This is a genomic window from Acetivibrio straminisolvens JCM 21531, assembly GCF_000521465.1.
Classification (GTDB): Bacteria; Bacillota; Clostridia; order Acetivibrionales; family Acetivibrionaceae; genus Hungateiclostridium; species Hungateiclostridium straminisolvens.
The window spans coordinates 32188-43812 of sequence record NZ_BAVR01000030.1; the positions used below are offsets into that span (position 1 = coordinate 32188).

Genomic DNA, 11625 nt, shown 5'->3' on the forward strand with positions numbered 1-11625 from the left:
ACTTTTCCTTTGCAATTTCATTTATCTAATTATCTTTACACACTATCCGTTTATCTTCATAATCCCGACCATCGTCCCCGTTTTGCCATTATCCCCTCTGTGGGAAAAGAATAAATCCTTATTGCATTTGGTACATATACCGCTCAATACAATATTCTCCTCTTTTACTCCTTCCTCTATAAGAGTCCTCTTAATTATTGACGGAAGGTCAAAATGCCACTTTTGGTCTTTTCTTTCACAAAACTCTACGCTCCAGTCAATTTTCGCCTTAAACTCATCATACACATCATCGCCTACTTCAAAGCAGCACTTGCCGATGGAAGGCCCGATTGCGGCAACAATATTTTGAGGCTCACATAAAAAATTCTCTTTCATTTTCCTTACCGCCTCCTTCGATATTTTCATCGCTGTGCCGCGCCATCCGGAATGGGCAATTGAAATAACCGTCTTTTCAGGGTCAAAAAGAAAAACCGGAACACAATCGGCATAAAACGTAACCAGAGTAACCTCTTTTGAGCCGGTAACAAGACCGTCATAGCCTATAATATCGCTTTCCCTTTTTATACCTTTTCCCCTGTCTTCTTCCGTCACCACACGAATTCTGTTTTGATGCACCTGATTGGAAAATACCATACTGTCAATGTCAATATTCAAGCATCGGCCACTCTTCTGTAATTCTCCTCAACATTTCTTCTATCGTCAGTTTTGTTGAACGCCATATTCAAAGAATCATACTCACCCTTGCTCACTCCGCCCCGCCGTGTGGTAAAGCAGTGGGTGATAATGTTTTCATATTTTAGCAAGTTGTTAAACTGAATAAACTCAACATGATTCTTCGTTTTGTACGTAATATTCTTGTTTGATGCAAATCTGCTGTCCAAAACCGGTATCCTCCATCTAAGCAAATTTGTTTCATACCTTTAATATATATATGAATATATATGAATAATAACATACATTATTCCTCTAAACAACATATCAATTTATAAATTGCGCATAAGAATAACTTCCCGAAAACCTTGAGATATCACAGCAAAAGCCTGTGAACCGACCGCAACGCAGCCACAAAACCCTTATATTACCAATTGACAATAAACAAAGGCATTTTTTAATACGAAGTTTAAGTCAATGCAATAAAAGCTCGGGACATCGAGTCCCTTCGCTTTTGCCTCTTTCATTTCATTCCAAGAGGCCAACTATAAAAAGACTGCACTTTAGGTTTTATCCTAGTTGTGCAGCCTTTACATTTCTAACTGTATTTCCCTTTACTGACGTTTTCAATTGCCTGAGCACTACTTAAAATGTTTGCTCATAATTCCGTAGTAAACAGGCATTCACGTATTATTACTCATGGAAGAAATATGGAAGAGCATCATAAATATAGTGTCTTACATATCCCCACCAGTGGGTAAGACCCGGAGCTACAAGGAAGTAGAAATTACCCTTGGAAAAATCTGAAGTATATACAAATTGCGGCTTCGTTTTCATAGCTTCAATTTGAGGTACCATATTAGCATATGCAATATCCTCGGAGCCTGTGGCCGCAAGTACAAAGTACTCCCTGTTTGAAAGTCCGAAATTATTAATTGATGCAACAAGGGCATTAGCTTTTTCCTGACCGGAATTTCCAGCCCAGTAGTCTCCGCTGAGAGGCATAAAATATGCAACGTAATCAAGGCAATTAGCCATTACCGTCCATGTTGTCAATCCTCCCATTGAGAATCCTCCAAAGGCTCTGTGCATTCTGGAAGCTTTAATTCCCTCAGGTGTTGTTGACTCTGCATAAGTAGAGTACTTGCCTTCTACAAAAGGAATTACATTTGCTCTGAATTCCTGATAAAAATTCTGGGCTGTGCAGTTTCCTCCATTGAAGGTTGGTGTTACCACTATCAAAGGCTCAAGCTCATCGTTCATAATCATGTGGTCAAGGATATTTTGCAATTTAACGTCATTGCTGAAAATTGTATTTTCATTTTCTCCACCGCCATGCATTAGGTAGAAAATGTTATATTTCTTGTTGGAGTCATAGCCGTACGGAAGATATACATTTAAACTCTTGGTTCCGTTTATACCGGTGTAAGTTTCTTTAACAATTCTCCCTGCCTGAGAACACGTATTCAGATAATTATCGGGAGCGGCCCTGTATTGCAGGGCCGCATCATAGTTAAAAGGAGTTTTATTTTCATCAGGCTGTTGAGAGACTTCCTTATAAGGCAACTTATCAATCATTTTCAAGAGATAGCGTGAAAGAATTGTGATGTCAGTGCTGTTTACTTTTCCATTCTGGTCAACGTCAGCTGCAAGCTGGGATTGCTCGCTGAGAGTTATTAACTTCAGTACGCCTCTCCTTAACATTGTCAAGTCGGTAGAGTTAATAGAACCGTCCAAGTTTACGTCTCCAGCTTTAACTTTAGGTTCCACAGGTCCATCAATTACAGTTCCGGCAATAGCTCCGATTGCTTCATCTATATAGAAGTTGATAGTATCGTCTGCTGTTTCCACATAGACATACATATCAGTTGCATCAGCAGGAATTCTGTATTCAGGGTTGTACAAGTGAACCCATTGGTTTGGAAGTGCATCCTTCATATCAATAGTATCATATCTGGCTTCACCGTTTGCATCCACATACTGCAGTTTCATGCAGAATGTTGTTGAGGTAGCACCTTCAATAAACATTGCAACAGAACTGAAACAATATTTATTTCCGGGCACAAATGTTCTTGGGTTTAATGCACGCTGCGCTCCGTTCCATGCAGCTGTACGATCCCTTATTAAAAGGGACTCCGAGCCTTTATATGCTGTTCTGCCGCTTGTCAGAACTTCTGCAGGTCCCCTACCGGTCCATTGTCCTACACTGCCTTCGAAGGTATCATGATAATAATATCCGTTTTCATCCGGCTCCTCCGGATTACCTCCTCCGCCGCCAACAGGATTGTCGCCATCGCCCCATTCGGACTGTGGAATAATGGATGCCACCGAATTGTATGCCGGCTTTGGTTGATTGTTTCTGTCAAACAAAAGAGGTGCATTTTCAGAACCGATCCACGTATTGGCATCATTCGGTCCCCATACACAAACAGCTGTAACCTTTCCTTTGTTGGAGGTTTTGTTTATATCAACAGCTGCCTGGAAAACAGCTTTGTATTTGTCAGCCTGCTGCTGTAAGCTAAATTTACCGTTTTCAGTGCTAATATCAAGCTCGGTAATCTGGACATCACAACCGATATTTATATATTTCTGCAAAGCTGCTTTATAATTTTGAATACCTGAAAATCCATTCATATCCGAATTGATATGGGATTGCATTCCCACACCGTCAAGCAAGCCCTTGTTGTATAAAGATGTACATATTGAAGCAATACAGTCTCTCTTATGATCCCAATATTCGTTGTAATCGTTGTAGTAAAGTTTACAATTTGCCGGAGCATATTTTCTTGCATATGTAAATGCCTTCTCAATAAACTTGTTGTCTCCGTAAATTTGAACCCATGGAGATCTACCGTTTCCGTATCCAGGTTCTCTCGCCCCGCCATAATTTCTGGTCCTGTTTGAATCATCACTTACTGCCTCGTTTACAACGTCATAAGCATAAAGATTTAATGAAGGATACTGTCTTTGTATTTCGGCAAACATATTTTTTATGTAGCTTTCCATACGTTGATCCATAACTGATGCGGATACCCAATTGCCGTTGTCCTGGAAATTGTCTTTGAAAAACCATTGCGGTGTTTGACTGTGCCATACAAATGCATGACCTCTTACAGCTATATTATTTCTTGCACAGAAGTTTAATATACTTGCCGCACGGTTTAGAGATACTCTGATATTTGTATTGGTTGAACCTGACTGAACCAGTGTGGCATCAGGCTTCATTTCATTCTCACAGGTGATACTGTTAAACTCTCTTATAATCATTGCCGTTATTGATGAATTGTTTACTGTTCCTGAGTTAAGTACCGAACCTACTCTGAAATAGTTTGCATATATATCCTTTAATACACGATTACCTGCTGCAGATACTGTATTTTCTCCGATTGCTCTTTTTTCAGTTATAGTTACATCATCAAAAATGAAATCTGAAGTGCTGTCGGTTGTAATAGACAAAGTAATATCCAAAGCAGTTTCAGGTGCCTTATATTTTGTTGAAATCTCAACCCATTCTCCTCCGGCAACTTCTTTGGCTGCAATTACTTCCGATTTACGTTCTTCTGTTTCTGCATCAAGGTAAGACAATGAAAGTTTGAAGTTTTCAATGCCAGTCCCGCTGTGCTTTACAAAAACGCTGTAATTATATTCCTTACCGCCATCAACATAAAAACCTTTTTGGGAATAGGCACCGTCATCTTTAGATGAACGATTTGATACCATCATACCTCTTGTATCATTATTTCCCTGGTTTTCCACTGCCGTTAAAACAGTATCAACTCCTATATTGCACCATCCGTCATAGTTAATCTCGAAGTCGTCATAAACCACTTCAAAATCAGCATAGATTTTGCCTATGTTTAAGGGCAATACGGAAAACACTCCAATCAGTACTACAAGAGCTGTCATCTTTGCCAGAAATCTCTTGATTTTCATAAGATACCTCCTTTTAAATCTTTTAAAAAACTATAAATAATGTTGTTAGGGAAAATATAATATTGCTTTGGAAAATTCAACAAAATATACCCTTAATTCATCCCCCCTTTTTATTAAAACACAATTAATTCTTTTTGAGAATATGTAATTTTGCAGACTGAAATTGCTTAATCTCACCCCCTACTTATACTTAATTCAACATAGAAAGTTACGAATTCTGAGATAAAGCATGTTTCTACGACTTATTGCCCCAAATTTCCCCTTTGCGTTATTTATTCGTAAGACATGCATTTTTTCAGTTGGGATTTTAAATGCAATTTCAATTTTTTTTACTCAAAAGTTCAATTTCTAAAACAGAATCCGGCGAAAAACCTCAAAAGCATTATAAATCAATACATAATATAATAATTGCCATATAATACTTAGATATGGTAGAATAAGTGCAAAGTTCTATAGAATTTGATTGTTGGCCAGTGTTAATAATACGTTTAAAAAGGGGGCGAATTTCAATGGTGAATAACTTAAAAAATATTATAGCAAAGCAAAAAGAAATCCTCTCAAGTCTCGAAAATGAAGTTTCCAACATCGAAGCCAACGATATTGTAAAAGAAAACCAAAAATTAAAAGAAGAGCTCGAAAAATATAAATTGAGCCTTAAGAAGGAGGAAAGCGAAAACGAAAAGCTCTCTGTAGAAAACAAAAATCTGAGAAATATATTATACGAACAGTTTTACAACGAAAAAATCAGTATTTTAAACTCAGCAGAAAAAAGAATGGATGCTTACTTTAAAGCGCATGTTGAAGGGGAAATGAACAGACTGGCAAGATTTGAGCTGTCGGTAAAAAGACGCATAGATGAAATGACAAGAGTACTTAGGGCCAACAGAGTAAACCTTCAGGATGAAATTTTTGTAAAGCTTGAAGAACTGCGAAACCTCCTTAATGTTAAAGTAACCGAGGCCCGCCAAGAAATTATGCGGCAATCGGGAGCCTTCAGTGAAAGAAGAAACGAAGGCCTTGCCCAGCTAAAGCAAGAGCAAGTTACGGAAGAGGAAATAAAAGCCCGGGCAAAGCAAAACAATATCGAATCCCTTATAGCTTAATATCCTCAACAAGCTGGGTATATTTTTGCTCATTATAGGAGTAATCACAGCATCACAATTTACATATTTCAGGCTGCCGGACCCCTTAAAGAGTGTCTTTACCTTTGCAGTCGGTATTGTGCTGCTTATAGCCGGTGAAATATTAAACCGCAAAAAACCCAATGTCTTTTCATTGGGTATAACCAGCGGAGGTATTGCAGTATTGTATGTAGCTCTTTCCCTTAGTTACTTCCAGTTCAATATACTGGGAATGTATCCCGCTTTGGGATTGTGTATCCTTATAACCGCAGGGGCTTTTGTGCTTTCGCAGCGGTACAATTCCCAAACCATATCGGCTTTTGCACTGATTGGAGGATACCTCCCCATCTTCTCCATAGCCGGCAACGACGTAATAGTTTATGGTGCCATGGTTTACTTTGTCATCCTGAATATTTTGGCACTTATTATATCTGTCAATAGAAAATGGATTGTAACGGCATATATAGGATTTGTGTTAAACGTTATAGGTTCCATATATATATCATCAACAATGTTCGGCGGACTTTTCACAACACGCGAATTTTCTTACAACTCCATTATAACCATAATTTATATTTTATTCGCCTTTGTAATCTATACTCTTATCCCTATAGCAGGAACCTTCAAGCAAAAACTTAGTTTTAAAGCTTCTGACATTGTGCTGTTGTCGTTAAACACCTTTGTCAGCAGCCTTCTTCTTTACTGGGCATTTTATGCGTCCAACCTCGGAGACTTTACCGGAGTTCTTGCCCTCGCCTTCTCAATTATTTATTTGTCGCTGGGAAGGTTTATTGAAAGAAACATGGCAAAGGAAAAGAAAGTTACTACACTGTTTTATCTCACGGGACTCACTTTTGTCGTATTGATAATACCTTTCCAATTCGGAAAAGTATGGCTGTCTTTGGGCTGGCTGATTGAAGGTATTGCTCTGCTTTCCTACGGTATATGCAAAGAAATGAAAGGCTTTAAAAAAGCGGGAGTTGCAATTTCACTCCTTTGCCTGTGGACCTTTATATGCTTCGATGTGCTGCTGTATCGAGATTCTCTCTTCACCTTGAAATATTTTGCAATAACTTTAGGCAGCATTATCGTCCTTGGGACTCTCATATACAAAAAAAATCTGGCAGACGATGCATCAAAACTGTTTAAATACGCTTCATCCATAAATCTCTTAATCTTTCTGCTATATGTAATCAACAACGAACTAAGACCATTTTTATACGGGTTTATTGAGGACACCGGCTTTAATTTAAATTATATGATTGTTTCGGCAATGATTCTTACAAGCTTCCTGGTGGCATATACCTTCCAAGGATAAAGATTTTGTGTGACAATGTTATAAAAGGCATTTCCATCACAATATATACTTTGGCATTGCTGACCCTCTTTTCCTTAAACTTCACTTCACCTGTAAAAGGGTATATTAACCAAATGCCTTTGCCAATCAGCATTGTCGGAACCTTGGAGCTTGCTATAATAGCTTTTCTGTCTATTCTTGCGGCAAGGGATTTGATATTGTATTTCGTAATAGAGCGCAAGCTGGGTATTGAATGGTATCCTCTTGTAATATCTCTTTACTTTGTAATAATACTGACACAAAATCTAATAACCCAATACGGACTTGAATTCAACAATGCAGTAATAAGTATTATTTATCTTGCCACAGCCCTTGCGTGGATAATATTCGGATTTGGCAGAAGATATGTATTTATACGTCGCTTTGGTCTTGCCATGTCCATACTTTCGGTAGCAAAACTTTTTATTATCGACCTTGCTTTCTTGACCCAGGGTTATAGGATATTGTCCTACTTTGTGTTTGGTATAGTACTCTTGGCAATATCTTTTGTATATCAGTATTTCAATAAAAAATTAGAAAATTTATGTGAGGTAATGCCCGATGATAAAAAAAGCACTAATTAGTATAGTTTTGTTTGTTGTTCTCTTTAGCTCAAGTGTGTATGCCCTTGACTTTGCTTACACTGCCCGTATTGAAAATGCGGGAAGTAAAAAGTATAAGGCTATTCGGCTCACGCCCAGAATATACAACAATATCGGCTCAAACATGGCAGACCTTGTACTCTATGACGAAAACGGCGAACCTGTTCCCTATTTTATAAACAGCTTTGCAGAAAGCGAATTCGAAGCAAAAAAGAGCTACACAATGAATCTTGTCAACTCCTTTGTAAAAGGCGAGGATTATTACTTTGACTATACTGTCGAAAATCTTCCCGATGAAGATGTCATCGCAACCTCCATTGAAATAAAAACCGGCAAGGATGGCTTTGCAAAAAGAGTAGAAATCCTCGGAAGCTACGACAATATCAATTGGGAAAAGGTTCAGGACGATATTCTGTATAATGTAGACGGCATCAAGAAACTTGAAATAAACTTTGATACCGTAAAAAAGTACACCCATTATCGTTTTAAAATACCAAACAATCTAGAAAAAATTTCTTTTTCGTCAGTGGAACTAAGATATAATATAGTTTATCACGAAAAAGAATATTTTTCGGAAACCATTAATCCCGAATACACCGTTCTTGAGCAAGAAAATAAAACTGTGGTAAAAATCAATGGGTTAAAAAACCTGAAACTTACCGGCATTACATTAAAAACAGACAGCACTTTTAAAAGAGAAGTAAGTTTTGACGGCAGGGCATCCAAGACCCTTTACAATCTTAATTTCAATGACACGCAGTACACCGACTTGACCCTTCCCGTAGAACACTATAAAGTTGACTCGGATACTTCTGAGTTGGTAATAAACAATAAAGACGACAAACCCATAAACATACAGGGAATTGAAGTGAAATATCTGTTTGATGAGCTGGTATTCGAAGGTTCGAGTTCAAAGGAGTATGTTCTCAAGTTTGGCAGCAACGAAATTTCAACTCCAAAAAGCTATGACATCTCAAGTTACAGAGAGTATATTTTAGATGAAGGATATGATATTTTAAACATCAAGGAGATTATCGGGGAACCGCCGAAAGCCACTGAAAATCCGCCAAAATACGATTATAAACTGATTTTTAATATTTCGATTTGCTTAGTTGCTGTAATTATGGCTGTAATAATATTTTTAAAAATAAAAAATAGTTTCCATAAGCTACCCACTTTATGTTTTTTAACTTGCATTTTTGTGTTAAAATACGGATATATTATTTATCAGGAGGTTCAAAACACACATGAGCAATACATCAAATAAGCATATAAATTTGGAAAGCGGCAGATTGAGTGTCCAAATCGCCCATCCGGGCTCGGTATACAACGGTTCCCGTTTTGATTGGACTGCTTTTATCACCAAAATAGTATTAGACAACAAATACTCCTTTTGCGTGCCCGAATCCGAGATTCCCGGCCAAGGCTCCGGCGGCTTCGGGTTATGCAATGAGTTTGGAATAAATACCCCCATAGGCTACGATGAGGCAAAACCTCAAGAAAAGTTTCCGAAGCTCGGAACCGGTCTTTTGACCCGTCCGGATGAGTCGGATTACTTCTTCTTTGACAAATATGAAGTTGAGCCTTTTCCCGTCAAGATTTCAATGGATGCTAATGCTGTGGTATTCGATGTGGAGCCTGTAGATTGCAACGGGTATGCCGTCAAAATGACCAAGGCTGTCACTCTAAAAGACAATATACTGACCGTCGATTATTGTCTTAAAAACGTGGGAAGCAAATCAATAAAAACCGAAGAGTACTGTCACAACTTTTTTTCCGTAAACAACAACAGGATTGGAGACGGATTTGTACTGAAATTCCCCTATGATATCAAACCCATAGAAATACCTGAAGTAATGAACATAAAAGGGAATGAAATTCGATGGAACTTCGTGCCCAAAGGTGATTTCTACTGCCAAATAGAAGGCTTTGAATCAGTACGGCAGCATTATTGGGAATTGGTATATGAACCCGAAAGAGTCGGTATCAGAGAATACAGTGAATTTGAGATTTCAAAAGTTGCGGTATGGGGTACTACCCATGTTGTAAGTCCGGAAATATTTATAAATGTAGATATTGCACCGGGGAAAACTCAAGAGTGGACAAGAAGATATGAATTCTTTACTTTCTAAATCTAAATTTGTCTATTAAAAAAAGCGGGGCAAGCTCAAAGCTTCCTCGCTTTTAATTCTCTCATCTTCAAAACTTCATTTCTTTAGTCTTTATTTGCAATCTTTGCCCAAGTGTCCTTAAGGGATACCGTTCTGTTAAATACCAGTGCCCCCTCTTTTGAATCCACAGCATCAACACAGAAATATCCCAAACGGAGGAACTGGAACATATCTCCTGGTTTTGCACCGGCAAGTCCCGGCTCCAACTTGCATGAACTTAATACTTCCAATGAATTTGGATTTAACTCTTCAATAAAGTCAACATTTTCATCGGCACCGGGATTTGGCACAGTAAACAAATGGTCATACAGACGCACCTCTGCATCAATGGCATGGTCTGCCGAAACCCAGTGAATGGTCCCCTTCACCTTGCGCCCGTCAGGAGCATTTCCTCCCCTGGACCCTGGATCATAGGTGCAGTGTACTTCAATTATTTCACCTGTTTTTTCATCCTTTACAACATCCACACATTTTACTATATATGCGCTCTTAAGTCGGACCTCCTGTCCGGGAGCCAGACGGAAATACTTCTTTGGAGGGTTCTCGCAAAAATCATCCTGCTCAATATAAAGAACCCGTGAAAAAGGCACTTTCCTGGTTCCCGAATCGGGATCCTCGGGATTGTTCTGAACCTCAAACTCCTCAACCACTCCCTCGGGATAGTTGTCGATAACAAGCTTTAAGGGTCTTAGTACCGCCATTACTCTTTGAGCCTTTTCATTAAGTTCCTCCCTAATGCAGTGTTCAAGGAGCGATATATCGACGGTACTGTTGCTCTTGGCAACTCCTATGCGGGCACAGAAATTCCTTATAGACGACGGAGTATATCCTCTCCTTCTAAGACCCGATATAGTAGGCATTCTCGGGTCATCCCATCCCCTCACGTGCCCTTCCTGCACAAGTTTTAACAGTTTTCGTTTGCTCATCACAGTATAATTCAAGTTCAGACGGGCAAACTCAATCTGGCGGGTCTTGCACTCCATATTCAAAGTTTCTATAAACCAGTTGTATAGCGGCCTGTGGTCCTCAAACTCCAGTGTACAAATAGAGTGGGTTATCCCCTCAAGGGAGTCGGATATGGGATGGGCAAAATCGTACATCGGATAAATGCACCACTTGTCACCGGATCTGTGATGATGAGCCTTCATAATTCTATAAATTACCGGGTCCCTCATGTTGAGATTGGGAGATGCCATGTCTATTTTTGCTCTCAGCACTCTTGAACCGTCCTCAAATTCACCGTTTTTCATTCTAATAAACAAATCCAGGTTCTCTTCAACACTTCTGTTGCGATACGGACTTTCCCTGCCGGGCTCTGTCAAAGTACCTCTGTATTCCCTTATCTCATCGGCACTCAAGTCGCAAACATAAGCCTTTCCCATCTTAATCAGCTGAATTGCGTACTCATACAACTTGTCAAAATAATCGGATGCATAGAACAATCTGTCCTCCCAGTCAAATCCAAGCCATTTAACATCAGCTTTTATGGATTCGACATATTCTGTGTCTTCCTTCGAAGGATTGGTATCGTCAAATCTCAAATTGCACAAGCCGCCGTTCTGCTCTGCAATTCCAAAATTAAGGCATATTGACTTGGCATGTCCTATATGAAGATAACCGTTAGGTTCCGGCGGAAACCTTGTATGCACTCTCCTGCCGTATCTATTCGTTCTATTGTCCTCGTCAATAATATCCTGAATAAAGTTTGAATATATTTTTTCAGTCTCTTCTGTTGAATTTAATTCATTTACTTTGCCCTCAATCTGAGCATCCATTCTTTTGATCCTCCTTGTCAGTTTTAAAATACTGCA

At 38.9% G+C, this 11625-nt stretch carries 7 protein-coding genes and 1 pseudogene; 5 read left to right on the forward strand and 3 right to left on the reverse strand.

Annotated elements, in window-relative coordinates:
* Positions 1–42 precede the first annotated feature (42 nt).
* Together pgeF and JCM21531_RS09390 are read right to left on the reverse strand one after the other, a co-directional pair.
* Positions 43–881, reverse strand: a pseudogene (pgeF, locus tag JCM21531_RS09385) (peptidoglycan editing factor PgeF).
* 463 nt (positions 882–1344) lie between these two features.
* Positions 1345–4584, reverse strand: coding sequence for an endo-1,4-beta-xylanase (locus JCM21531_RS09390; RefSeq protein WP_038289268.1), 3240 nt, complete (start codon positions 4582–4584; stop codon positions 1345–1347).
* Positions 4585–5093: 509 nt separating this feature from the next.
* Here JCM21531_RS09390 and JCM21531_RS21580 point away from each other — a divergent pair.
* Genes JCM21531_RS21580 through JCM21531_RS09405 form a run of 5 tightly spaced genes read left to right on the forward strand, consistent with a single transcriptional unit; the run spans position 5094 to position 9775 of the window.
* Positions 5094–5687 carry a hypothetical protein gene (locus tag JCM21531_RS21580; RefSeq protein WP_243467485.1) on the forward strand — a complete coding sequence of 198 codons (594 nt, stop codon included), beginning with the start codon at positions 5094–5096 and terminating at the stop codon, positions 5685–5687.
* 25 nt (positions 5688–5712) lie between these two features.
* Entirely contained in the window at positions 5713–7023 is a 1311-nt protein-coding gene (locus JCM21531_RS21585; protein ID WP_243467486.1) for a DUF2339 domain-containing protein, read from the forward strand.
* Positions 7024–7028: 5 nt separating this feature from the next.
* A complete protein-coding gene (locus tag JCM21531_RS21590) occupies positions 7029–7625 on the forward strand; it encodes a DUF2339 domain-containing protein (protein WP_243467487.1) in 597 nt (198 codons plus the stop codon).
* The gene (locus tag JCM21531_RS09400; RefSeq protein WP_243467488.1) at positions 7603–8910 is read left to right on the forward strand and encodes a hypothetical protein; all 1308 of its coding nucleotides are present in this window, start codon (positions 7603–7605) and stop codon (positions 8908–8910) included. Before JCM21531_RS21590 ends, JCM21531_RS09400 begins: the two co-directional genes overlap by 23 nt.
* Entirely contained in the window at positions 8891–9775 is an 885-nt protein-coding gene (locus tag JCM21531_RS09405) for a hypothetical protein (RefSeq protein WP_038289269.1), read from the forward strand. The genes JCM21531_RS09400 and JCM21531_RS09405 overlap by 20 nt, the downstream gene beginning before the upstream one ends.
* A gap of 83 nt (positions 9776–9858) precedes the next feature.
* Here JCM21531_RS09405 and JCM21531_RS09410 read toward each other — a convergent pair whose 3' ends face one another.
* On the reverse strand, positions 9859–11589 hold the full coding sequence (locus tag JCM21531_RS09410) for a glutamine--tRNA ligase/YqeY domain fusion protein (protein ID WP_038289271.1): 1731 nt from the start codon (positions 11587–11589) through the stop codon (positions 9859–9861).
* Between the last annotated feature and the right edge of the window lie 36 nt (positions 11590–11625).

What these genes read in the sequence shown, in the direction of transcription:
- JCM21531_RS09390 (WP_038289268.1), bottom strand. Translation starts at nt 4,584, where the DNA reads ATGAAAATCAAGAGATTTCTGGCAAAGATGACAGCTCTTGTAGTACTG.
- JCM21531_RS21580 (WP_243467485.1), top strand. Translation starts at nt 5,094, where the DNA reads ATGGTGAATAACTTAAAAAATATTATAGCAAAGCAAAAAGAAATCCTC.
- JCM21531_RS09400 (WP_243467488.1), top strand. Translation starts at nt 7,603, where the DNA reads ATGATAAAAAAAGCACTAATTAGTATAGTTTTGTTTGTTGTTCTCTTT.
- JCM21531_RS09405 (WP_038289269.1), top strand. Translation starts at nt 8,891, where the DNA reads ATGAGCAATACATCAAATAAGCATATAAATTTGGAAAGCGGCAGATTG.
- JCM21531_RS09410 (WP_038289271.1), bottom strand. Translation starts at nt 11,589, where the DNA reads ATGGATGCTCAGATTGAGGGCAAAGTAAATGAATTAAATTCAACAGAA.